Origin of the sequence: Nonomuraea wenchangensis, assembly GCF_900111685.1 — a bacterium.
Lineage (GTDB): Bacteria > Actinomycetota > Actinomycetes > Streptosporangiales > Streptosporangiaceae > Nonomuraea > Nonomuraea wenchangensis.
Genome location: NZ_FOHX01000009.1, coordinates 14639 through 36746 on the forward strand (window position 1 = coordinate 14639; position 22108 = coordinate 36746).

Annotated in this window: 24 protein-coding genes, 2 tRNA genes and 1 pseudogene; 11 read left to right on the forward strand and 16 right to left on the reverse strand. The window is 69.3% G+C overall.

Features of this window, described 5'->3' with window-relative positions:
* Positions 1 to 148 precede the first annotated feature (148 nt).
* Positions 149 to 538: a hypothetical protein gene (locus BMW85_RS26290; protein ID WP_143082409.1), complete on the forward strand. Its 390-nt coding sequence runs from the start codon at positions 149 to 151 to the stop codon at positions 536 to 538.
* 797 nt (positions 539 to 1335) lie between these two features.
* Here the strand turns inward: BMW85_RS26290 and BMW85_RS26295 are convergent.
* A tRNA-Arg gene (locus BMW85_RS26295) sits at positions 1336 to 1408 on the reverse strand.
* A 944-nt stretch (positions 1409 to 2352) separates the two neighbouring features.
* Here BMW85_RS26295 and BMW85_RS52055 point away from each other — a divergent pair.
* On the forward strand, positions 2353 to 3408 hold the full coding sequence (locus tag BMW85_RS52055) for a M15 family metallopeptidase (RefSeq protein ID WP_091087064.1): 1056 nt from the start codon (positions 2353 to 2355) through the stop codon (positions 3406 to 3408).
* 12 nt (positions 3409 to 3420) lie between these two features.
* Here the strand turns inward: BMW85_RS52055 and mscL are convergent, their stop codons facing one another.
* The 3 genes from mscL to BMW85_RS26320 are packed head-to-tail and all read right to left on the reverse strand — an operon-like array spanning position 3421 to position 5271.
* Entirely contained in the window at positions 3421 to 3819 is a 399-nt protein-coding gene (gene mscL / locus BMW85_RS26310) for a large conductance mechanosensitive channel protein MscL (RefSeq protein WP_091086424.1), read from the reverse strand.
* A gap of 31 nt (positions 3820 to 3850) precedes the next feature.
* A complete protein-coding gene (locus BMW85_RS26315) occupies positions 3851 to 4468 on the reverse strand; it encodes an RcpC/CpaB family pilus assembly protein (protein ID WP_091086425.1) in 618 nt (205 codons plus the stop codon).
* Positions 4465 to 5271 carry an S-methyl-5'-thioadenosine phosphorylase gene (locus BMW85_RS26320; RefSeq protein WP_091086428.1) on the reverse strand — a complete coding sequence of 269 codons (807 nt, stop codon included), beginning with the start codon at positions 5269 to 5271 and terminating at the stop codon, positions 4465 to 4467. Before BMW85_RS26320 ends, BMW85_RS26315 begins: the two co-directional genes overlap by 4 nt.
* Positions 5272 to 5386: 115 nt before the next feature.
* On the opposite strand from BMW85_RS26320, the gene BMW85_RS26325 reads away from it, so the two are divergent.
* The gene (locus BMW85_RS26325; protein WP_091086429.1) at positions 5387 to 7357 is read left to right on the forward strand and encodes an MDR family MFS transporter; all 1971 of its coding nucleotides are present in this window, start codon (positions 5387 to 5389) and stop codon (positions 7355 to 7357) included.
* A gap of 616 nt (positions 7358 to 7973) precedes the next feature.
* On the forward strand, positions 7974 to 8270 hold the full coding sequence (locus tag BMW85_RS52590) for a hypothetical protein (protein ID WP_425434379.1): 297 nt from the start codon (positions 7974 to 7976) through the stop codon (positions 8268 to 8270).
* 14 nt (positions 8271 to 8284) lie between these two features.
* Here the strand turns inward: BMW85_RS52590 and BMW85_RS52595 are convergent.
* From BMW85_RS52595 to BMW85_RS26340, 3 genes and pseudogenes are all read right to left on the reverse strand, one after another.
* Positions 8285 to 8425: pseudogene (locus tag BMW85_RS52595) on the reverse strand (FmdB family zinc ribbon protein); the annotation flags it as partial.
* A gap of 69 nt (positions 8426 to 8494) precedes the next feature.
* The gene (locus BMW85_RS26335; RefSeq protein ID WP_091086433.1) at positions 8495 to 10000 is read right to left on the reverse strand and encodes a potassium/proton antiporter; all 1506 of its coding nucleotides are present in this window, start codon (positions 9998 to 10000) and stop codon (positions 8495 to 8497) included.
* Positions 10001 to 10019: 19 nt separating this feature from the next.
* The gene (locus BMW85_RS26340; RefSeq protein WP_091086436.1) at positions 10020 to 10589 is read right to left on the reverse strand and encodes a 5-formyltetrahydrofolate cyclo-ligase; all 570 of its coding nucleotides are present in this window, start codon (positions 10587 to 10589) and stop codon (positions 10020 to 10022) included.
* Between the two features lie 24 nt (positions 10590 to 10613).
* On the opposite strand from BMW85_RS26340, the gene galU reads away from it, so the two are divergent.
* From galU to BMW85_RS26375, 7 genes are all read left to right on the forward strand, one after another.
* Positions 10614 to 11516: a UTP--glucose-1-phosphate uridylyltransferase GalU gene (galU, locus tag BMW85_RS26345; RefSeq protein ID WP_091086437.1), complete on the forward strand. Its 903-nt coding sequence runs from the start codon at positions 10614 to 10616 to the stop codon at positions 11514 to 11516.
* Positions 11503 to 12729: a molybdotransferase-like divisome protein Glp gene (gene glp, locus BMW85_RS26350; protein ID WP_245775075.1), complete on the forward strand. Its 1227-nt coding sequence runs from the start codon at positions 11503 to 11505 to the stop codon at positions 12727 to 12729. Before galU ends, glp begins: the two co-directional genes overlap by 14 nt.
* Positions 12726 to 13211: a cyclic pyranopterin monophosphate synthase MoaC gene (gene moaC / locus BMW85_RS26355; RefSeq protein ID WP_177240896.1), complete on the forward strand. Its 486-nt coding sequence runs from the start codon at positions 12726 to 12728 to the stop codon at positions 13209 to 13211. Before glp ends, moaC begins: the two co-directional genes overlap by 4 nt.
* Positions 13211 to 13693: a MogA/MoaB family molybdenum cofactor biosynthesis protein gene (locus tag BMW85_RS26360; protein ID WP_091087068.1), complete on the forward strand. Its 483-nt coding sequence runs from the start codon at positions 13211 to 13213 to the stop codon at positions 13691 to 13693. Before moaC ends, BMW85_RS26360 begins: the two co-directional genes overlap by 1 nt.
* Before the next feature lie 48 nt (positions 13694 to 13741).
* On the forward strand, positions 13742 to 14395 hold the full coding sequence (locus BMW85_RS26365; RefSeq protein ID WP_091087072.1) for a GNAT family N-acetyltransferase: 654 nt from the start codon (positions 13742 to 13744) through the stop codon (positions 14393 to 14395).
* A gap of 124 nt (positions 14396 to 14519) precedes the next feature.
* Positions 14520 to 15134 carry a divisome protein SepX/GlpR gene (gene sepX, locus BMW85_RS26370; protein WP_143082410.1) on the forward strand — a complete coding sequence of 205 codons (615 nt, stop codon included), beginning with the start codon at positions 14520 to 14522 and terminating at the stop codon, positions 15132 to 15134.
* A 49-nt stretch (positions 15135 to 15183) separates the two neighbouring features.
* Positions 15184 to 15257, forward strand: a tRNA-Ala gene (locus BMW85_RS26375).
* A 57-nt stretch (positions 15258 to 15314) separates the two neighbouring features.
* Here BMW85_RS26375 and BMW85_RS26380 read toward each other — a convergent pair.
* From BMW85_RS26380 to BMW85_RS26415, 9 genes are all read right to left on the reverse strand, one after another.
* Positions 15315 to 15707: a helix-turn-helix domain-containing protein gene (locus BMW85_RS26380; RefSeq protein WP_091086442.1), complete on the reverse strand. Its 393-nt coding sequence runs from the start codon at positions 15705 to 15707 to the stop codon at positions 15315 to 15317.
* Positions 15704 to 16885 carry a site-specific integrase gene (locus BMW85_RS26385; protein ID WP_091086445.1) on the reverse strand — a complete coding sequence of 394 codons (1182 nt, stop codon included), beginning with the start codon at positions 16883 to 16885 and terminating at the stop codon, positions 15704 to 15706. The genes BMW85_RS26380 and BMW85_RS26385 overlap by 4 nt, the downstream gene beginning before the upstream one ends.
* Complete coding sequence (locus BMW85_RS26390) at positions 16882 to 17067, reverse strand: helix-turn-helix domain-containing protein (protein ID WP_091086446.1); 186 nt, start codon at positions 17065 to 17067, stop codon at positions 16882 to 16884. The genes BMW85_RS26385 and BMW85_RS26390 overlap by 4 nt, the downstream gene beginning before the upstream one ends.
* Complete coding sequence (locus BMW85_RS26395; RefSeq protein WP_245775076.1) at positions 17057 to 18421, reverse strand: replication initiator; 1365 nt, start codon at positions 18419 to 18421, stop codon at positions 17057 to 17059. The genes BMW85_RS26390 and BMW85_RS26395 overlap by 11 nt, the downstream gene beginning before the upstream one ends.
* Before the next feature lie 480 nt (positions 18422 to 18901).
* On the reverse strand, positions 18902 to 19042 hold the full coding sequence (locus BMW85_RS49740) for a hypothetical protein (RefSeq protein ID WP_177240897.1): 141 nt from the start codon (positions 19040 to 19042) through the stop codon (positions 18902 to 18904).
* Positions 19039 to 19458: a hypothetical protein gene (locus BMW85_RS26400; RefSeq protein ID WP_091086449.1), complete on the reverse strand. Its 420-nt coding sequence runs from the start codon at positions 19456 to 19458 to the stop codon at positions 19039 to 19041. Before BMW85_RS26400 ends, BMW85_RS49740 begins: the two co-directional genes overlap by 4 nt.
* Positions 19455 to 20144: a DUF2637 domain-containing protein gene (locus BMW85_RS26405; protein WP_091086452.1), complete on the reverse strand. Its 690-nt coding sequence runs from the start codon at positions 20142 to 20144 to the stop codon at positions 19455 to 19457. The genes BMW85_RS26400 and BMW85_RS26405 overlap by 4 nt, the downstream gene beginning before the upstream one ends.
* A gap of 83 nt (positions 20145 to 20227) precedes the next feature.
* Positions 20228 to 21598, reverse strand: a complete 1371-nt coding sequence (locus BMW85_RS26410; RefSeq protein ID WP_091086454.1) for an FtsK/SpoIIIE domain-containing protein — start codon at positions 21596 to 21598, stop codon at positions 20228 to 20230.
* A gap of 97 nt (positions 21599 to 21695) precedes the next feature.
* Positions 21696 to 22028, reverse strand: a complete 333-nt coding sequence (locus tag BMW85_RS26415; protein WP_091086456.1) for an SCO3933 family regulatory protein — start codon at positions 22026 to 22028, stop codon at positions 21696 to 21698.
* Positions 22029 to 22108 lie beyond the last annotated feature (80 nt).

Here is a 22108-nt window from a genome sequence, read left to right on the forward strand (position 1 = left end):
GGCCATGGGATTCGGAGAAGTGTTGTGGGTTCGGCGATCCGAGTCCCTGGCAGTCCTACTCGGCTCACTCGGCCGGCTGACGTCCTACGGTTTGCGGCTCACGCATCCGCAGACAGGTGGGGTACGGTATCTGGCCGAGTGCGGCCCGATGGAGACCACCCTCGATGCTCTCCTGACCGAGGTGAACCTGCCTCGGCCACTCACACTGCAGCTGTGGATCAACGTCGATACCGACGTCCTGACGTCGGTGTCGACCCACGGCGGCATGGTCGTGGTCGAGTTCGACCTGGATGGCCTGACCACGGATGAGGCCCACCGCGCCGTGGCCGCCGTCCTTTGGCTGGCGGTCACCGACACCGCCTCACTGGGACTGGTCGTCGACAGCCGTCTTCCGGACACCGGTACAGAATGGGAGGGCTTCTTCCTCAACGGCTCTACTGCAGAGCCGCACATGCCCGAGCTGCTGTGGCAACCCCAGGCGTCGTCGTTGCGCCTTGCGCCACAGTCGTGGCTGTTTCAGGCTCATGATCACATTTAACAGGGTGGGCCCGGTCGACAGCTCTTACAGTCCCGATCGACCGGGCGACCTCCAGCGCGCCGCTTCGGCATGGATGATCTTTCGATCACCCCCTCGGTGGCGACCGGGAGGATCGTCGAGTCGCTCTCACGCCTCGCTTGGTCCCCCGCCGAGCAGATCGAATATGTTTCCAAGACATTGAACCCGGTGCTTCCAGGCAGGCGCGGTCGTTCTGGAGATCCGGAGTACCGCTCCGGTTCGGAGGCGGGCTCATTGGCGAACCCCTCACCGGGCCACAACGTTTGCCGCCCCAGCGATGGCCCGAGCGGATCCGCCGCCTTCTCGGGCTCAGGGCCGAAGCTCAGGATGGACAGGGCGATGCCTCCGAGGATGGCTGCCCCCGTGAGCGCGCCCTGCAACTGTGGCGGCAGGGCCGGCAAGTCCTTGGGCTTGCTCTCCGCGATACAACACCGCGCGCTGCCGACATCTAAGCCTTGCCCGGCCAAGGGCAGGAGGATGCCGATGTCCTCAAGAGCGATGGCCGGATGACGCTCCGGGCTGCATGTACATGTTTGGCGCGATCGACGGCTGTGTTGCCCGCATGCGGGGGCGGTCGTAGCGGGTTGTCGGCTGCACGGATGACCCGGAATTAGGGGCTGACCTGGGGGAATGCCTTCAAGATCATCCCTCGTATGTCCCCCGATCATGGTCTTACGGCCGCATGCGGGCACCGTTGGCTGCCTATCGAGGTCCGGAAAGCAAAGGACCTGCGGCTGTGAAACCGCAGGTCAGTGGCCTGAAACGCCGATCTAGGTGAGTGCCCCCGGCAGGATTCGAACCTGCGGCACCCGCTTTAGGAGAGCGGTGCTCTATCCCCTGAGCTACGGAGGCGGACTCTCGTAAGCCTAGCGAAAGTATGGCACTGCGTGGGACATGGGGCCGGGAGCAGTTCGGCGGGGTTGGTTATGGGTGGTCTGAGCTGCGGTAAAGGCCTGACAAGTGGTCGGGGGCCTGGTGGTTCGGCGTGGCTAGCTTCTGCGGGTGACCATGAGGCGGTGTAGGCAGGCGCGGCGGCGGCCTGTGGTGTTGTTCGGGGCGTTGCTGGCGCCGGGGATTCTGGCCGGGGGGTTGCTGGCGGGGCAGGCGCGGGGGTTCGGGGAGCGGTCGGACCATGTCGGCGCTTTGGGGGGCGGTGGGCGGGTCGCGGTGATGGCGTTCGAGCCGCTGTACGTGTCTGCTCCGGTCCGGCCGCAGTGGGCTTACGAGGGGTTCGTGCCCGGGGTGCCGCGTGATGTCGTGCTGCGGGCCGAGGCTGTGCTGGCCAGCGAGGGCGAGAAGGCGGTGGTGGGTGCGGCCCGTCCTGACGGGAGTGGTGTTCGGCGGCGGCGGGCCGAGGTTGATGGGGCGGGGGCTCCGGATTCGGCGGCGGTCGGGAGAGGTGGCAGGCGTCGTGGGGTGGAGGTGGAGGAGCCTTACGCGCCGGTGCCGGTTCGGCCTCGTGAGGGGTGTCCGGGGGAGTGGGAGGAGACGTGGTTGTGGGAGGTGTGCCGGGCTGGGGAGCGGGAGGATGCGCAGGGGTTCGCCGATGGGCTGTTGCCTGGGATCTGAGTGCGGGAGTGTCTGTTCCTTGCCTGCCGCGAAGGGTTTCGGGGCTGGTAGGACGGGGTGGTTGAGCAAAGTGGGCTTTATGTCTCATAACGGCTCTTCGGCATTCGGTCCGGACACCTGGAGGGCTGTAGTAACGTGCGTCCCTGACCCGGGTAACGAGTTTGCATACGGAGGAGTCGAACGTGCCAGCCCCTCGATCAGCGGGTCTGATCGCGGCTGTCGTGGCGATGGTGGCTTCTCTGTTGGTGTCCTCGGCGCAGGTGGTGGTGGCGGAGGCTTCGGCGCAGGTTGAGCGGCGGGGGCAGGAGCGGCAGGATCCTGGCAATCTGACCGAGCTGAGGAAAGAGGCGGAGCGGTCGGCCAAGGAGCTGGAAGAGGCCACCAAGGCGCTGGAGAAACGGCGGAGTACGATCGCCGCCTCCGAGAAGCAGCTCAAGGGCAAGCTTACGGCGCTGCAGGAGCTGGAACGGCGGCTCGCGGTGATGCGGCAGCCCGTTTCGCAGATGGCTGAGTTGTTGTACGTGCAGCCGCTCAACGGCGGCGGAGTGCTGCCCTTCCTGGCCGGCGGCGCTGACGAGAACACTCTTCGGGCGCTCAGCGACGCCAACCAGATCGTGGCGACGCGGCAGCAGGCCGTACAGCAGACGAGCGCGCTGTACGCGCAGGCCGAACAGCTGGCGAGCGAGGCGCAGGAGCTGCGGGCGGGGAACCTGCTGGCGGAGGCGCAGCTCGCGGCCGAGATCGACACGTTGCGGCAGCGGTCGGACAAGATCGTGAAGTCGTTGACCGCGGCGCTGGTGAAGCTGGGCATCAAGATCGACAAGGTGGGGAGGGCGGCGCTCGGCTGCGATCCGTTGCGGGCAGCCACCGCCGGCGAGTATCCCAACGGGCTCATCCCCAGGGGCATGCTCTGCCCCTTGCAGCAGAAGGGGTTCAGCCTGCGGGCGGACGCCACGATCGCGTTCGTCAGTCTGAACGAGGCGTTCAAGCAGCGGTTCGGCAAGCAGATGTGCGTGACCGACGCCTATCGGAGCCTGGCCGAGCAGCAGGCCGTCTACTATCGGCGGCCCGGGTTCGCGGCGGTGCCGGGGCGGAGCAACCACGGGCTCGGGCTGGCTGTGGACCTGTGCGGCGGCGTGGAACGGTCAGGGTCCGCGGAGTTCGTGTGGATGGAGAGGAACTCCAAGAAGTATGGGTGGTTCCATCCTTCGTGGGCCTACAGCAGCCCGTTCGAGCCGTGGCACTGGGAGTATGACCCCCAGCTGGGGTCACTGCTCGATTGACGTCGGCCGGGGTCAGACCGCCGCCAGTTCGGTGGTGCAGAAGGCGCAGCGGGAGGCGTTCTTCGGGATCTCCGACAGGCACGCGGGGCAGTCGTGGGTGGTCGACTCGATCTTGGCCGCGGCGCGTTCCTTGACGTGGGTGTAGGGCTTCACGACGAAGAAGTAGACGACCGCGGCGACCATCAGGAACGAGATGATCGCGTTGATGAAGTTGCCGTACATGAAGTTCGACTGGCCGACGGTGACCTTGAGGGAGGAGAAGTCGGGGAGGCCGCCGAACGCTGAGATCAGCGGGGTCAGCAGGTCGGCCACGAAGGACTGCACGATCGCGTTGAAGGCCGCGCCGATGACGACCGCGACGGCCAGGTCGATGACGTTCCCTTGCATGAGGAACTTCTTGAAACCGCTCATGAGCAGATCGTAGCTGGATGATTACGCCTCGCTATGTAGGTGGCGGCAGGGTGATCGACAGGTGGGCGGTGGCCTGGGCCGCTGCCAGCTCTGCCGCCTGCGTGGTGGTCGTTGCCAGGAGGAGCAGGGTGCCGCGTGGCGGGGACGACGAGAGGTCCCGCTGGGTGCGTGGTGGCGGGATGGTGATGACGGTTACGGCTTCGGCGATCGTGCGGGCAGGCGTGGGGGCGGTGGCTTGCGGCCAGGTGGCCAGGATGTTGACGGTCGCGCCCGGGGAGAGCAGGGCCGCGGCGTCGGGGTCGTTGACGCGTACGGGGGTGGCGACCATGCCCTGCGGGAGGCGGGCGTAGGCCGTTTTCAGGAGGCGGGCGTCGGTCAAGGGCTCGCCGCGGCGCATGGGGAACGTCAGATGGTGGGTGGTGCCGGGGGTGAGGCGGCGGATCGCGCCGGCGGGCGGGTGGTCGAGGGGGACGGGGGTCAGGTCGGCGGCGGTCAGGGGGCCGGCGGGGAGGTCGTGGGCGGCCACCAGGACCGTCGTGGGCGGGGTGGGGCGGGTCGCCGCGTAGGCGGACAGGACGGCCAGGGCGGCGAGCGCCGCCGCGATGAGGCGGCGGCGACGGCCGTAGCGGACCAGCCAGCTCCTGGTCACGGCAGGTCGAACGGGAGCTTGAGGCCGTCGAGCGCGCTGCCGCACGGGCAGGTGCGCTCCTCGGGGAGGGCCTGGACGGTGGCGGAGACCAGGGAGCGCATGCGGGTGACGTTTTGGGCGAAGAACTCCAGGACCTCGTCGTGGGTCACGCCCTGCCCCGCCTCGACGCCGGCGTCGAGATCGGTCACCAGGCAGAGGGACGTGTAGCAGAGGGCCAGCTCGCGGGCCAGGATCGCCTCGGGGAAGCCGGTCATGCCGACGATGGACCAGCCGTTGGCGGCGAACCACTGGGACTCGGCGCGGGTCGAGAAGCGGGGGCCCTCGATGACCACGAGGGTGCCGGCGTCGGCGGTGTGCCAGTCGGTGGCCCGGGCGGTGTCCGCGGCCGTCGCCCGGCCGGAGGGGCAGTAAGGGTCGGCGAAGGAGACGTGGACGGCGCCGCCGGTGTCGTAGTAAGTCTGGACGCGCCCTGAGGTGCGATCGACGAGCTGGTCGGGGATGACCATGGTGCCGGGGCCGTAATCGGCCCGCAGGGACCCTACGGCGCTCGGCGCGAGCACCTGGCGGACGCCGAGGGAGCGCAGCGCCCACAGGTTGGCGCGGTAGGGGATGCGGTGGGGCGGAAAGCGATGATCGCGGCCGTGCCGGGGGATGAACGCCACCGAACGGGAGCCGATGCGCCCGACGGTGACGACGTCGCTCGGGGGGCCGTAGGGAGTGGCGAGCTCGATCTCCTCCGCGTCGTCGAGGAGGGAGTAGAAGCCGGAGCCGCCGATGACGCCGATGTCTGCGCGAGTGACCATGGCGCAGAGAGTAGCCGGATCGGTGCGGGGCCCGGTTCGGCCGAGCGGCGTTCTGTGGATAACGCGGCTTCGTCGCGGTGCGTGAGAACATCAGTACGAAGAGTAGTATCGCCGCATGCGACAACAGGGTCTCGGCCTCATCATCGTCGCGCTCATGCTCGGCATGTTGCTGGCGGCGCTCGACCAGACGATCGTGTCCACGGCCCTGCCGACGATCGTGAGCGACCTGGGCGGGCTGGAGCAGCTGGCCTGGGTGGTGACGGGATACATGCTCGCCTCCACCGTCTCCACGCCGCTCTGGGGCAAACTGGGCGACCAGTACGGGCGTAAGCGCCTGTTCATCGGGGCCGTCGTCATCTTCCTGGTGGGATCGGCGCTCTGCGGGCTCAGCCGGAACATGGGGGAGCTCATCGCGTTCCGGGGGCTCCAGGGGCTCGGGGGCGGCGGGCTCATGGTGCTCGCGCAGGCGATCGTGGGTGATGTGGTGTCGGTCCGCGAGCGGGGGCGCTACCAGGGGTTCTTCGGGGCGGTGTTCGCCGTTTCGAGCATCGTGGGGCCGCTGCTGGGCGGGGTGTTCGTGGACCGGCTGTCGTGGCACTGGGTCTTCTACGTGAACCTGCCGCTGGGCGCGGTCGCGCTGTTCGTGATCGCGACGGTGCTGCCGGGGGACCTCGCGCGGGCCAGGCACACGATCGACTACGCGGGCGTGGTGCTGCTCGGCGGGGCCACGTCCTGTCTGGTGCTGGTCACCACGTGGGGCGGGACGACGTACGCCTGGACGTCGCCCGTGGTGGTGGGGCTGGCCGTGGCGGCGGTGGCGTTACTGGTCATGTGGGTGTTCGCGGAGCGGCGGGCGGCCGAGCCGGTGCTGCCGCTCGGGCTGTTCGGGCTGCGTACGTTCTCCATGGCGTCGGCGGTGGGGTTCGTGGTGGGGTTCGGGATGTTCGGGGCGCTCACCTACCTGCCGCTCTACCTGCAGGTGGTGCACGGGGTCAGTCCGACGCTGTCGGGGGTCTACCTGCTGCCGATGATGGCGGGGATGCTGACCATGTCCATCGTGAGCGGGCAGGTCATCTCCCGGACGGGGAAATATCGGTTCCTGCCGATCGCGGGGACGTTCCTCGCGTCGGCCGGGCTGGCTCTGCTGTCGACGATGACGGAGCACAGCAGCCTGCTGACGATGGGGGTCTACCTGCTGGTCTTCGGGGTCGGGCTCGGGATGACCATGCAGGTGCTGGTGATCGTGGTGCAGAACGCGGTCGACTTCAAGGATCTCGGGGTGGCGACGTCCGGGGCGACGTTCTTCCGCTCGATCGGGGGGTCGTTCGGGGTGGCGGCGCTGGGGGCGGTGTTCGCGGCGACGCTCAACAGCGACCTGCGGGAGGCGTTGCGGGGCGCGCGGCTGCCGCCGGGGTTCGAGCCGCGGCGGGTCCAGGAGGATCCGACCGCCATCCAGCAACTGCCTCGGGAGCTTGCCGCGGACTTCCTGCATGTGTACGCGGACGCGATCGCGGCGGTGTTCCGGGTGGCGGCGCCGGTCGTGTTCGGGGCGTTCGTGCTGAGCTGGTTCATCCCGCAGACGCGGCTGCGGGAGACGACCAAGGCGGCGGACCTGGGGGAAGGGCTGGGAGCCACGTCGGCGGAGCGGTCGTCGCTGGCGGAGGTGGAGCGAGGGCTGATGCGGCTGGCGGACATCGAGCTGCGGCGGGGCTATTACGAGCGGCTCGGAGCGGCGGCGGGGCTCGACGCGATCTCGCCACAGGGGGTGTGGGTGCTGGCGCGGTTGGCCGGGGGAGGGTGGGTGCGGGGGGATGCACTGGCGGAACGCGCTCATAAGAGTAAGGAGTGGGAGCGTCCTTACGTCGATCAGCTTGTGGCGGTGGGGCTGGTACGGAGGTCGGAGGACGAGGAGGCGCTGCGGCTGACGGAGGAGGGACAGCGGGCGGTGACGCGGTTGGTGGGGTGTTCACGGGAGGGGTTGAGGCGGCTGGTCGCGGATTGGGGGGAGGATCCGGAGCTTGAGCGGATGGTGGATGAGGTGGCGCCGGAGTTGTTGGGGGCGCGAGGTGATCAGCCCCCTCCTTGAGGAGCGGCATGTGGCATGGCCGTTGCGGGTTGGCGGGTTGCGGGTTGCGGAGGTGGCTTGCGGGGTCGCGTTCGCGCCATACGGGGGGTGGCGGGAGTGTGGGGGTTGGTGGGGGCATGAGTGCTGGCGAGCGCGGGCCGAGCGGAGGCCGGGGGCGCGAGGGCTGGGCGGAACGGAGGCCGGGTACACGTGTGGAGGCGGCCGGCTGGTACGGCTGGGGCCGTCCGGCGGGCACGCGTCAGTTGGGGGCGGCGGCCAGGGGTGCGGGCGGGCGTTGAGACATGGTGACGGCCATCGCGTGGCCCTTCAAGGCGCAAACCAGATCGAAGGTGGGCACGTGATGGCCGCGGACAACAGTGTGGTGAACGGGAGGTGGCCGGCGCAGCGGATCCCCGATTGGTGACCCCGACTTTGTTGTGATCCAGGGCGTGAAATCTGCCCTTGCGCGGTGGGGTCTGTCCATGCGCCTTGGCGCCTGTCCGTACCCCGTGGGGCCTGGCCGTATGCAGCGGAGTCTGGCCTAGCGCGTGGGGTCTGCCCCGTGTGCTTGGTTGCGCCTGACATATGGCGTCTGCCCATGCCGTTGTGGGTTCACCGGTTGCCTGACGTATCTGCCGTGGGTGCCGATCGTGCGTGGCTGATCGTACGCACCTGCGGAGGGCGCGCGTACGGGGGCGGCCGGCCGGTACGGCCGTGGGGCCGTCCGGCGGGCGCGCGTCAGTTGGAGGCGGCGGCCGGGGCCGGGGTGGAGGAGGACGAGCTGGAGGAGCCCGAGGAGGACTTGCTCTCCGAGGACTTCGACCCTCCGTCCGAGGACGACCCGTTGGAGGATCCGCCGGACGACCCGTTGGAGGATCCGTTCGACGAGGAGGTCGACGAAGACGAGGACGACGTGCGGTTGTCGGTCCGGTAGAAGCCGGAGCCCTTGAACACGATGCCCACCGCGGAGTAGACCTTCCGCAGGTTGCCTTCGCACTCCGGGCACACCGTCAGAGCGTCGTCCGTGAACTTCTGGACGACCTCGAGCTGCTCACCGCAGTCGTTACAGGCGTACTGGTAAGTCGGCACGCGGCTCCTCCTACAGACTCTGGCACTCGAGCGTTGCGACTGCTAATGGTAACCGATCCGGTCAAACAGCTATTCCAAACCTCGTTCTCCGTACCAGCCGGCCAGTTTGCCGCTGCGGCTGACGGCGCGCAGGCGGCGTTCGACCTGGTCACGGCAGGCGGCCGTGCTGACGATGAGGAGTTGGTCGTCGGATCTGATGCGGGTGGAGCTGCCTGGTACGAACGATTTGCCGTCCCGGACCACGAGGGTCACCTGGGCGTCGGAGGGCAGTCGCAGCTCGAAGATCTCCACGCCGTGCAGGCGGGAGCCGGGCGGCACCTTGACCTGCAGCAGGTCGGCCTTGAGCTCCTCCAGCGGCGCGGACTCCACCGACAGGTCCTGCGCCTCCCCCGGCGCGGTCACGCCGAGCACGCGGGCCACGAACGGCAGCGTCGGCCCCTGGACCAGCGTGAACACGATGACGATCACGAAGACCTGGTTGAAGATGTCTTTGGAGCCCTCGACGCCGGCCGCCCAGGGGATCGTCGCGAGCACGATGGGGATCGCGCCCCGCAGGCCCGCCCAGGACAGGAACGCCTGGTCGCGCCAGTTCACCCAGCCCAGCCGCAGCGCCCATGCGAACGCCGAGCTGACCAGCACCGACAGCGGCCGGGCGAGGAGCACGAGGACGGTCCCGGTGATCAGTCCGGGTACGACCGCGGACGGCATCTCCTCGTGGCTGGCCATCATGCCGAGCATGACGAACAGCCCGATCTGCGCCAGCCAGGCCGCGCCCTCCGCGAACCCGCGGGTGGCGGCCCGGTGCGGCAGACGCGAGTTGCCGAGGATCAGCGCCGTCAGGTAGACGGCCAGGAAGCCCGAGCCGTGCAGGAGCACGGCGCCGCCGTACGAGACGAAGGTGAGCGCGAGCACGGCGAGCGGGTAGAGGCCGGAGGCGGGGAGTGCGATGCGGCGGAGGGCGTAGGCGCCCGCGGGCCCGACGGCCAGGCCGATCGCGGCGCCGATGACGAGTTCGAGCCCGGTCTCGAAGAGGAACGTCCCGACGTCCGGCGCCTGGCGGGCGGCGGTGCTGAGCAGGGTCACGGCGATGACGGTGGGGGCGTCGTTGAACCCGGACTCGGCCTCCAGGATGCCGGCCAGCCGCGGCGGCAGCGGCAGGCGGCGCAGGACGGAGAAGACCGCGGCCGCGTCCGTGGAGGCCAGCACCGCGCCGAGGAGCAGCGCGGTGTTGACGTCGAGGCCGAGGATGCCCTGGACGGCCAGCGCGACCACGACGATGCTGACCGTCACGCCGACCAGCGCCATGATCAACGCCATCGGCACGGATTTGCGTACGTGTGACCAGGTCGTGGTCAGGCCGCCCTCGGCCAGGATCAGCGCGAGCGCGGTGAGGCCGATCTGCTGGGCGAGCATCGGGTACGCGAACGACAGCCCGAGCCCGAAGTCGCCCAGCACGAGGCCGAATCCGAGGAAGATGAGGAGGCTGGGCAGACCGCTGAAGTGCGCCACCCGTACGGACACGATGGCCGCGATGACGATGGCCGCGCCGGCGAGCAGCCAGACATCATGCGTCATCCGGCCCCCTCTCGTCCGGTCACATAAGACTAGTGAGTCCCTCCGGCGTCATCGCGAAGCGGACCTGCTGGTCATGGGGCTCGGCGGGCACGTCGTCGAGCAGTTCGCCGGCGTGCAGCAGGGCCACGGTCGGGACGTTGGGGCCGACGCGGGCGAGTGCGCGGTCGTAGGATCCGCCGCCGCGGCCGAGACGTACGCCGGTCTTGCGGTCGACGGCGAGCGCGGGCACGATCACCAGCGCAGCGGTGCGGATGGCGTCGACGCCGCGGCGGGTGTCGACCGGCTCCATGATGCCGTGGCGGCCGGGCGCGAGGGTGTCCGGCCCGTCGTAGACCGCCCAGTCGAGATCATTGTCGTTGCGCAGCACCGGCAGCATGACGGTGGCTCCATGTTTCCACAGAGCGAACACGAGCCCGTGTGTCTCCGGCTCCACCCCCGCCGACCAGTAGCAGGCCACCAATCCGGCCATCTGGACCCACGGCTGGTCGAGCAGCGTTTCGCGGGTCTTGATGGCGTTTGCGCGTAGTTGCTCCGGGGAGAGGGAGGCGCGCGCCGCGTTCAGCTGACGACGGAGGTTCATCTTGTCCATAGGTCCCTCCACTAGGGTCTACTCATGGCTGACTTCGACCCTGTGACGAAAGCCGTCGTGCCCGCCGCGGGTCTGGGCACCCGGTTCCTTCCGGCGACCAAGGCGACACCCAAGGAGATGTTGCCCATCGTCGACAAGCCCGCGATCCAGTATGTCGTCGAGGAGGCCGCGTCCGCCGGTCTCCTGGACGTCTTGATGGTCACCGGCAAGAACAAGCGATCGATCGAGGACCACTTCGACCGCGCGTTCGAGCTTGAGGAGGTCCTTGAGGCCAAGGGCGACGAGCACCGGCTGTCCCAGGTCCGCGAGCCCGCGTCCCTGGCCACGCTGCACTACGTGCGGCAGGGCGAGCCCAAGGGACTCGGCCACGCCGTGCTCTGCGCCAAGCAGCATGTGGGCGACCACCCGTTCGCCTGCCTGCTCGGTGACGACCTCATTGACTACCGTGACCCGCTGCTCAAGCGCATGATCGAGGTGCGCGACACCTACGGCGGCAGCGTGATCGCTCTGATGGAGGTGCCGAAGGAGCAGGTCTCCCTGTACGGCGTGGCGACGATCGAGGCGACCGCCGAGGACGACGTCGTCAAGGTGACCGACCTCGTGGAGAAGCCTCCGGCCGACGAGGCGCCCTCCAACTGGGCCATCATCGGGCGCTACGTGATCGACCCGGCGGTGTTCGAGGTCCTGGAGAACACCCCGCCGGGGCGCGGCGGCGAGATCCAGCTCACCGACGCGCTGCGCACGCTGGCCGGGCGCGGCTCCGAGGCGGGCGGCCCCGTGCACGGGGTGCTGTTCCGCGGGCGGCGCTACGACACCGGCGACAAGCTGGACTACCTGCGCACGGTGGTGAAGTTCGCGGCGGATCGGGAGGATCTGGCGGGCGAGTTCGTCCCGTGGCTGCGGGAGTTCCTCGATGAGGTCGGCTGATCCGGCGGGATCGGCGTCGAGCGCGCTGAAGCCGGTCGAGGCGCACCTGGCCGACATCCTGGCCACCGTGCGCCCGCTCGCGCCCATCGAGCTCGACCTGGAGCAGTCGCTGGGGGCGACGCTGGCGGAGGAGGTCTCCGCGCCGGTGCCGCTCCCGCCGTTCGACAACTCCGCCATGGACGGTTATGCCGTACGGGCCGCTGACATCGCCGAGGTGCCGGTGACCCTGCCGGTGGTCGACGACGTCGCGGCCGGCTCCGACGAGCTGCGGGCCGTCGGGCCCGGCCACGCCGTCCGCATCATGACCGGCGCGCCGCTGCCGGCCGGGGCCGACACCGTGGTCCCGGTCGAGTGGACGGACGGCGGGACGGTCTCCGTACGCATCGGGCGTTCCACCGGGCCGGGCAACGCGATCCGCCGGGCCGGCGAGGACGTCCAGTCCGGCGACGTCGTGCTCAAGCCGGGCACCCTGATCGGGGCCGCGCAGCTCGGCATCATCGCCGGGGTGGGGCGGCGGCGGGTGCTCGCGCGGCCGCGGCCCCGGGTGGTCGTCATCGCCACGGGCGCCGAGCTCGTGGAGCCGGGGGGGCAGCTCGGGCCCGGCCAGATCTGGGACTCCAACAGCTTCGCGCTGACCGCCGCGGTGCGGGAGGCGGGCGGGGAGGGGTTCCGGACCGGAGCGGTCGGGGACGATCCGGCCGTGCTGCTCGACCGGCTCGACACCGACCTCGTACGCGCCGACGCCATCATCACCAGCGGCGGCGTGTCGATGGGCGCGTACGAACCGGTCAAGGAGGCCCTGTCGCCGCTCGGGACCGTACGGTTCGAGAAGGTGGCCATGCAGCCCGGGATGCCGCAGGGGTTCGGCGTGCTGGGGGACGACCAGGTGCCGATCTTCGCGCTGCCCGGCAATCCGGTGTCGTCGTTCGTGTCGTTCGTGCTGTTCGTCCGTCCGGCGCTGGCCAAGATGCGCGGGCTGCCGTCCGGCATGCCGGAGTCCGTCACCGCGTGCGTCACCGGGTCGTTGCGCTCGACCCGGGGGCGGCGGTCCTATCTGCGGGGCGTCCTGGCCGCTGACGGCACGGTGTCGCCGGTGCACGGGCAGGGCTCCCATCAGCTTGCCGCGCTGGCTTCGGCCAACGCGCTGATCGTGGTTCCCGAGGACGTGACCGAGGTGCCCGCAGGGGCGGAGGTGGAGGTGATCCGGCTGTGACCGGACCGGACGCGGGCGGGCTCACGCACATCGACGAGACCGGCGCCGCCCGCATGGTGGACGTCTCCGCCAAGGACGTCTCCGCGCGCAGCGCCGTCGCCACCGGGCGGGTGCTGCTGTCGGCGGAGACCGTCGCGCTGCTGCGTACGGGTGCGGTGCCCAAGGGCGACGCGCTGGGGGTGGCGCGGATCGCCGGCATCATGGGCGCGAAACGTACGCCGGACCTGATCCCGCTCTGCCATCCGATCGCGTTGCACGGCGTCAAAGTGACGCTGGACGTCGAGGACTGGGGCGTGGCGATCACCTGCCGGGTGAAGACGGCCGACCGCACCGGCGTGGAGATGGAGGCGCTGACGGCGGTGTCGGTGGCGGCGCTCGCGCTCATCGACATGGTCAAGGCGGTCGATCCGGGCGCGGTGATCACCGACGTGCGGGTGGAGGAGAAACTGGGCGGCAAGACCGGGCGGTGGGCGCGATCATGATGTTGCGGGCGCTGGTGATCACGGTGTCGAACCGGGCGTCGGCCGGGATTTATGAGGATAAATCCGGGCCGTTGCTCGTACGGTTGCTGCGCGACGAGGCCGGCTGCGACGTCGTCGACGGCCCCGTGGTCGTCCCCGACGGCGAGCCGGTGGAGATGGCGCTGAGTGACGGCGTCCTCGGCGGCTACGAGGTCGTGGTCACGACCGGAGGCACCGGGCTGACGCCGATGGACCTCACACCGGAGATGACCGCCCGCGTGATCTCCCGGGAGATCCCGGGCATCGCGGAGGCGATCCGGCAGGCCAACCGCGAGAAGGTCCCGACGTCGATCCTGTCCCGGGGGCTCGCGGGGCAGGCCGGCGACACCCTGATCGTCAATCTGCCCGGTTCGTCCGGCGGAGTACGCGACGGCGTCGCCGTACTCGCGCCCATCCTGCGGCACGCCGTCGAGCAGATCCGCGGCGGCGATCACCCGCGCTGAGCACTACTTCGATCCGCGCGTGGCGGCATCGTGCCCGTTGGGGGGATGATGAGAGTTGTGGATCGACTTCGCGGCTGGCCGGTGAGCCTCAACGAAGGGCCGGTCGGCCTCAGGCCGCTGCGGTTGGGTGACGTGCGCGTGTGGCGCGAGACCAGGCTGCGCAACGCCGACTGGCTGCGGCCCTGGGAGCCGAGCAACCCCGAGACGCCTCTGTTCAGGACCGGGCTCGGCCCGTACGTGTCCATGGTCGGCACCCTGCGGCGGGAGGCCAGGCAGGGGCTCGCGCTGCCCTGGGTGGTCACGTACGAGGGGCACTTCGCCGGACAGCTCACCGTCGGCGCCATCGTGTGGGGATCCGCCCGTTCCGCCCAGGTCGGCTACTGGATCGACGGCAAGCTGGCCGGCCACGGCATCACCCCCACCGCCCTCGCCATGGCCGTCGACCACTGCTTCTTCACCACCGGTTTGCATCGGCTGGAGGCGAACATCCGCCCCGAGAACTCCGCCAGTCGTAGGGTGGTTGAGAAGCTCGGATTCAGGGAAGAAGGCATTCGGCGTCGCCAACTCCACATCGACGGAGCCTGGCGCGACCACATCTGCTACGCGTTGACCGTCGAGGACGTCCCCGGCGGGCTGCTCGTGCAGTGGCGTCGCGCGCGCGAGTCAGCGGCTCGCGGGGGGTCCTCTGTCGAAGAGGTTTGACGATCTCGCGACACACCGCACCGAATGCTCGTCAATCAGTGACACGCGGTCTTACGGTGCGTGACGTGAGCAGATTGAAGACGCAACGAACCGACCCGCGTCTTCATGCTGCCCGGAGGTGGTCGTGAGCAGCGTCCTCCTCTATCTCGCCATCGTCGTGATGTGGCTGTGCGTCCTCATCCCGATGTGGCTGCGCAAGGACAAGACCAACCTCGCCGAGCTGGCCGAGCTCGAGGAGTACTACACCGGCGAGCACCAGCTCCCCGACCTTGACAACCTGGCCGCCGCCGCGGCGGCCGAGGGCTACGAGGACGACGGCATCGCGCTGCTCACCGGGCCGCCCACCGGCGAGTTCGAGAAGGTCGACGTCCGGCAGTTCCGGCTGCGGCGACGGGCGATCATCGTGGCCCGGCGACGCCGGCTGCTGTTCTTCTGCGTGCTGCTGGTGGTGGCGTCCGTGGTCACGGCGGCGGTCGAGATGATCCCGTGGTGGGGCGTGGCGCCGTCCGTACTGGTCACGGTGGGCTACCTGTGCTTCCTGCGGGTCGCCGTACACGTGGACAAGGAACGCCGCGAACGCGCCCGCCAGGCCCTCGCCGAACGCCGGCGCCGCGCCCGCCCGCGCCGCCAGGCGCTCGCCGAGGAGCCGCCCGCCGAGGTGATCGACCTGACGGCACTGCACGAGGACGTGCTGTTCGACCAGTACGCGGAGCCGCCCAGACGCGCGGTGGGGGACTGAATAGGTGGCGCGAGAACCCTCGGGGGGATGCTAACCTAAACGAGTCCTTGGGGATGTAGCGCAGTCCGGTAGCGCACTTCGTTCGCATCGAAGGGGTCAGGGGTTCGAATCCCCTCATCTCCACCCAGGTCAAAGGCCGCTTCCAGGGCGTTGGAAGCGGCCTTTCGCGTTGCCGGGTGACTAACTGGGTGACTGTGCCTCGTCGCGTTCCGCTGGCAACCGGTAGCGGAGCCAGGCCACGTTGCCTATGGAGTCCCGTTGCCGGAGGCACCCGTAGAACATGAGCAGGGCGTCCTGTTGTTTTCGATCTAGTTTGGACTCTGCAATCGCTCGTTCCACATCATCACTGTCTGACTCGTCTCGATCGTTGGGGCTACGGTCGTAGAGCTGGCCCAGACGAATCTTAAGTATCTCCGTCAACTTGATCATCTGAGCATGGGTCGGAAGTCTCTTACCTTGCTCGAAGTCGGAGATGGCGGATTGAGACAGGCCGAGGTGATCGGCAATCACGCGCTGGTTCAGGCCCAATTCCTGCCGTCTGGACGCCAGGAGGTTCCCAAGGTCGCTACTCATGAGGGCATGGTGTGTGAGTCCCCATGATCTTTGTGGGCGGTATCGGATTTAGGTCTGAAGATGTTGTCCATCGCCTCGGCTCCCTCTAGCAACACTGGGCGGAGTTGTTTCCGGTAGACGGTCTCCGTCACGCTGGTGTTGCGGTGGCCGACCAGGCGTGAGATGGCTTCGATGGGCATGCCGGAGTCGGAGAGCAGCGAGACGAAGCTGTGCCGCATCTCGCGAGGTGTCCAGTCCTTCGGGTCGAGGCCGGCCTTTTTGACGATGGCTCGGAAGGAACGGCGGACGTTGTGCGCGTCGAGCTCCGTGCCGACCTTGGACGCGAACACGAGGTCGTTGTCCTGCCAGCGGTCGCCCGCCGCCTTCTTGGCCACGTCCTGGCGCTCGCGGTGGAGCTTGAGGGCATCCACGCAGCGCCTCGGCATCGCCAGGGTGCGGCGGGACTTCTTGGTCTTGGTGTCGCCTCCTTCACGGACGGAGCGCCAGACCATGATGGACGGCGGTGTGCCATCCAGGTTGACGTGCGACCAGGTGAGCGCGCGGAGTTCCTCCGTGCGAGCACCGAGGAGCAGCGACAGGACGACGTACGTATGCAGGGCTGTGCCCTCCGACGCCTTGAGAACGGCTTCGGCCTGGGCCAGGGTCAGCGACTTGGACGGGCGGCCCTCCTTCCCCTTCGGGATCTCGCACAGGAGCACGACGTTGCGCTTCACCTTGTCGCGGGCCTGAGCCCTTGAGATCGAGCGGACGAGGATGGATCGCAGTTCGCGCAGGGTACGGGTGCTGAGGTCCTTCGACTTGTCGGCCAGCCAGCGGTCAACGTCGTCCGCCGTCAGGTCCACGAGCTTGCGGGCGCCCAGGCCGGAGATGACGTGCTTGTTCGCGAGGATCTTGCACTTCTCCACCGTCGCGGCGTCTCGCCCGCTGAGCCCGTAGTCCAGCCAGTTCTGTACGGCGTCCGCCACGGTGTAGCCGGCCCCGGAGACCACCAGGCCGTCTTCGTAGTCGCGGATGATCTGCTTGAGCTTGTCCTTGGCGGCGGTCTTGGTCTTGCCGCTGGCCTTCTTGACGATGCGCTTCCCGGCCGGGGTGTAGCCGACCGTGACCGAGGCGATCCAGCGCTGGCGGGACTCGTCCCAGTGCAGGCCGCCGTCCCCGCGGCTGCGGCGTTTCGTCATGACGCCTCCTGCTGCAACAGGGCGATGTACTCGCGGAGGGCGCTCTCCGGGATCAGGCGGCAGCGGCCCTGCTTGACCGAGCGGAGGCGACCGGAGCGCAACTGCTCGTAGATGACGCTGCGGCTCATGCGGAGCTTCAGCATGGCGTCAGGAACGCGGTAGAGCTGGACGTCATCGGCCATGCTTGCCTCCTTCGTTGACGGTGGCGGCCAGGGCGGATTCGCCGGGTGTGAAGCCTTGTCCGGCGTACTTCCAGTGGGCGAGGACGAGAGTGCTGGTCGGGTCGTGTCTCAGGCGTTGCAGCTCTTGGGCCTCGCGGTACTCCACGCGGACTCGGCGCAGGGCGGTCAGGGTGGTGGAGTAGGCGCGGCTCTTGGTGGAGAAGTGGCCACGGAAGCCGAGCATGTGGGCCCATCGGCGCAGCCGGAGCGGGGCCAGGTCCGGGTGGGTGTCGGTGTCGCCGAGGTCCCAGGCGGTGCGGATCAGGCGGGCGGCGTGTTCGGTGACGCCATGGGTGTGCAGGTGGGCGAGGTCTTGCCGGGTGACGCGGCGGTCCAGGGTGCCGGAGGTCTCGGCGGCCTTGGTGGCGTACTTGGCGATGTAGCCCGCGACGGTGGCCTCGGACAGGGCGTCGGCGTCGAGGCCGGCGGTTTGGATCGGGCGTACGTCGATGGCGCCCCAGGTGAGCGGTTGCCCGGTTTCCGGGGCGGGCAGGCGGACGGCTTCGGCGGCAGACGTGATGGTGGTGGTGAGCAGGTCGAGGGTGGCCCAGGCGGGCGGGTTGGTGAGCGTGTCGCCCTCGCGGCCGTCGAGGCGGATGACGGCGTGGAAGTGGACGATGCCCCGGGCCTGGTACTCGGCGACCTTGGCGAAGGACAGGCGGGCGGTGTGGGCGAACTCCTTTCGGGTCAGGCCGGTGGCGGCGGCCAGGTGCTGACGGAGGTAGATGGTGAAGCGGTGCCAGAGGACGGCGGCGTGGGCGTTCCACAGGATGTGGCCGGTGTGGTCGTAGGTGTCGGGGTCGAGTGGTTGGCCTATGGTCGGGTCTCCCTTCTGGTGGCGGGTGAAGCAGGCCGGGCCGGTCCGGCGCGGGTGGCAGAGGTTGAGCGTGCCGTCCTTGTCGGGGCCTCGGTGAACGGGGCCGAAGGACGGGGCGGTGAGTGTGGCGAGGACGCGTGGGTGGGTGCGGACGATCTCCGGGACGCCCTTGTCTCCGCCGAGCAGGCCCGCGCGGATGAGGTGGAAGGTGTCTTGGCGGTAGGTCTCGGCGCAGGCCGGGCAGCGGGAGGCGCGGCGGTTGCCGCAGCGGATCAGGAGTTGGCCGTGTGGTTGGTCGCGGGTGGTGAAGGTGTGCAGGAGTTCGCCGGTGGTGCTGTTCAGGGTGGTGGATTCGCCGGTGAGGCGGATCGGGTCGGTGCAGCCGCGGAGCCGGTCGACCTGGTGAAGCCAGCGGGTGACGTCCTGGTTGGAGTGGCGGGCCAGGTCCCGAATGGCCGAACCAATGAGGTCGCTGAGCTGGGCGGGTGCTTCGGTCACTGAGCCTCCTCTCCGCTGCCTTCGCAGCACGGGCAGTAGATGACGAACAGTTGGTGGGTACGGGGCGAGCGGACGCGGACGGAGCCGTGGCCGTCGCATTCCGGACAGGGCCGGTCGCGCATACTGGAGTTCCTTCGTTGAGTGCGGAGGGTGACGCCCCACAGGGACGGCGGGCTGCCAGGCTTGAGCCGTCCCGTGGTGGCGTTGCCGGAGCTAGTCGCGGCTGTCGAGGTCGATGCCGGTGCCAGAGCAGTCGCGGCAGGTGTCGTCGTCGTGAAGGCCGGTGCCGTTGCAGGTGGCGCAGGCGTAGAACTGGATGATTCGGGTTCACCTCCTTGGCGGGTGCAGGGGCATGGCTCGTCGGGTGTGGTGGTGTCGCAGTCGGGCGGGTCGCCGTCGAAGTCGCAGCCGTACCGGGCGCAGCAGGCGCAGAACGGGCACGGCAAGCGGGTCATGATCGGGTGGGAGGGTGCTCGGAGATCACCGGGTGCCCTTTCCTCGGCAGGTCGGGCAGGTCTCCGAGACCTCGATGATCCATGTCTGGCCGGTGGGCTGAGGCTGGCTGCGATAGGCGGTGATGGTGCCGAAGCCGAGGCAGCGGCGGCAGTAGAGCCGCTTCACGACGTGGTGTCTCCTCTCATGGAGGTCCAGGCGGTGCGGTCGCCGTGGGCGTGGTTCATCGCGGCCAGGACGCGGACGAAGTTGATGGAGTCCAGGCCGGTGATGGTGGGGCCGAGTTCGACCGGCAACGCGTCGGCGATCGACAGGGCGATGCGCAGGACGGCGGCCTCGCTGCGGGAGCAGGGCATGCGGCCCCGGGAGAGGGCGTGGTGAGCGGACTGCCAGTCGATGATCACGAACGGGACGCGGTTGTACGTGGCGGTGATGTAGTCCATGGCGTAGCGGTGGAACTCCCGTCGCTGGAGCCACACGCCGTGGTGGATGAGCAGTTCGACGGCGGCCTCCAGGGCGAAGGAGCCTCGCGCCCAGGCGCGGGCGGCGTCGATCAGGTGGGGGAGCGTCAGTTCGTGAGTCATGCGACGGGTTCCTTCCGGAGGTGGGTAAGCAGGTCGGCGGCTAGGTCGGGCGAGACGTGCATGCGGGTGGCGAGCAGGTCACCGGTGATGGGCCGTTGGTGGGTGGCGTGGTGGTCGTCGGCCAGGCGGCGGGCGTAGGCGAGCAGCGCGGGCGACGGACCGGACTCGACCGCCGCTGATTCGGCAGGACCGGGAGCGGTCAGCGGGGCCGGGTCTAGCTGTGGCACCTCGACGGCCGCCACGGCTTCGGCGGGGCCGGGCTGTTCGTCGTCCATCGGTCCGGGTGCGTGGCTCGACGTGGATCGGTGGGAGGCGCGGCGCTCCAGCATGGAGACCGCGACAAGGAAGGCGACGGCGGGTGTGGCGGCGGTGATCCAGCCCCACACGCTCGGGTGAGCGGTGGCCAGGTTGGCGGCCAGGGTCAGGACGATGCCGCTGGTCAGCACAAGTGCCGGCCAGGAGAGCGGGCCGTGGCGGCGGCGGCCGGTGCGTTTGTCGCGCTGGAGTTCGCGGGCGGCCATGACGCACATCAGGTCGATGCACACGGCGACCGCCCAGGACTGCCAGCCGTGCTGCCCGTGGCGGTTGGCCAGGTTGCTGATGTGAGTGAAGGACCCGACAGCGGCGATGACCGCCAGGACGACGATGGGGCCGGTGTCGAGCAGGCGGGCGCGGATGCGTCCCATGAGGGCACCTCCTTTCGGGTTCGGGCATGGGGCGGGTAGGGACCTGGCGCGATGAGGCCCGCGCCGGCCGGTGGGTGAAGGGGTCAGGTGGGTTCGCCTTCGCGGGCGAGGGCTTCCAGTTCGGCGTCCGTGACGGTCACGGTGTCGGCGCCGGTGAGCAGGTCGGCCCAGGCGGGCGCGAGCTGGGCATGTTGGGAGGCGGCGGCTTCGGCCGCTTCTTCGCTGACGTAGACGGAGCGGGCGCGATACCAGCGGCCGTCATCGCTGACCACGATGGCGGTTCCGGGCATGCTGGCGGGGATCTGGCGGGCCGCGTCGAGGGCGGCCGGGTCAGTGTCGCCGAGGGTCATGGTGGCGGTCTCCGGGTCGTTGACCCGGTGGCAGATCCGGCCGGAGAGCTGGGAGCGCAGGGCGGTGACGCCGGGGCCGAGGTCGGAGCCGACCCGTTGCCCGCACACCACCAGGTAGACCCCGAACGCCCGGCCGAGCTGGGCCAGTCTGAGGAGCGCGGTGGCGGTGGTGGCGATCTCGTCCTTCTCGCCCTTGTGGGCCATCAGGAACAGCTCGGCCACCTCGTCCACCAGGACTACGACCGGTGTCGGCCGCAAGTCTTCGGGCAGCTTCCAGACGTTGCGCGCCTTATTCGCCCGGCACAGGGCCATGCGGGTCTTGACCAGGCAGATCAGGTCGTTGAGCAGGCCGACGCATTCGGCCCGTTCGGTCGCGATGGCCGACAGGCGCGCCCCGTAGGCGGTCAGCTCCACGCCGCCCTTGAGGTCGAAACCGACCAGCGCGACCGGTTGCGCGGAGAGGCCGGTGATCAGGGCGTTGAGCAGGGTGGACTTGCCGGACTGGGTCGCGCCGGTGATGAGCCAGTGCGGCACCGTACGGAAGTCGACCAGCCACGGCACGCCGGTCTCCAGCAGCCCGACCCGCACCCTCAGCAGCCCTTCCGACAACAGCGGGATTCGGATCTCGGACAGCGGATCACCACGGGTGGCCAGCAGTGTCACCCGGCCCGGCCGAGAGCTGACGAGCCGGACGGAGTGGACCCGCCAGGCATGTGCGAGGTTGGACAGGCGGGCGGTGTAGTCGTCCGGCGTCTGGCCGTCCATGAGCGTCACGTTCACCCGGAAGCCGAGGCGGTGCGGACGGATGAGGCCGAGCCGGGGCGGCTTGTCGATCTGCACCCGGCGGACCTTCCGCCGTTGTGCGAGTGAGATGGTGGCGTGGCCGACGACCGGCAGGCCGTCGAAGGTGTAGCGCCAGCGGCGCCGTTTGCGGGTCAGGGTGCAGCCGAGGGCGACGTTGCCCCAGGTGGCGTACACGTGTGCGGTCTTGAGGGGGTAGCCGACGCAGAGCCAGAAGGAGACGGGGTGCAGCGCGTGCCACACCACCAGGACCGTGCAGACCGCGACGAGGATCACGGTCAGCGGGATCAGCCAGTCGGACATGTTTGGAACGTTCCTTTTGTACCGCGAGAGATCGGCTCCCAGGGGCGGGCGATTGGCCGGCAGGCGGTACGCCCGCCCTTGGGAGCCGGTGCAGCGGTCAGGCCGCCTTCGCTGCGGTGGCCGGGGCGATGGTCTCGGCGCGAAAGCCGAGGCCGGAGCGGCCGTTCATGGACCAGAAGAAGGCCGCTAGGCCGACCGGGCGGACCTGCACGCCCTCGGGGATCTGCGGGAACGTCGCGCTGGGGAACGTCACCACGATCACCGGGTTGCGCCGGTCGTCGTTCGGCTTGGGCAGCAGCGGGATGGTGTAGAGCTCGCGGCCCTCGGCGTCTCGCTTGACCTCGCCGGTGGCGCGGTCGACGATCTTCGGCTCGGGCTCACCTGCGACGATGAAGGCCAGGCCGGTGATGTCGACGGGGATGTTACGCATGATGATCTCCTTTGAAGGTTGCCTAACTTGGCTAGGCATCTTGCTGACGAGAATCATGTTGCCCAGCATGGCTAGCCATG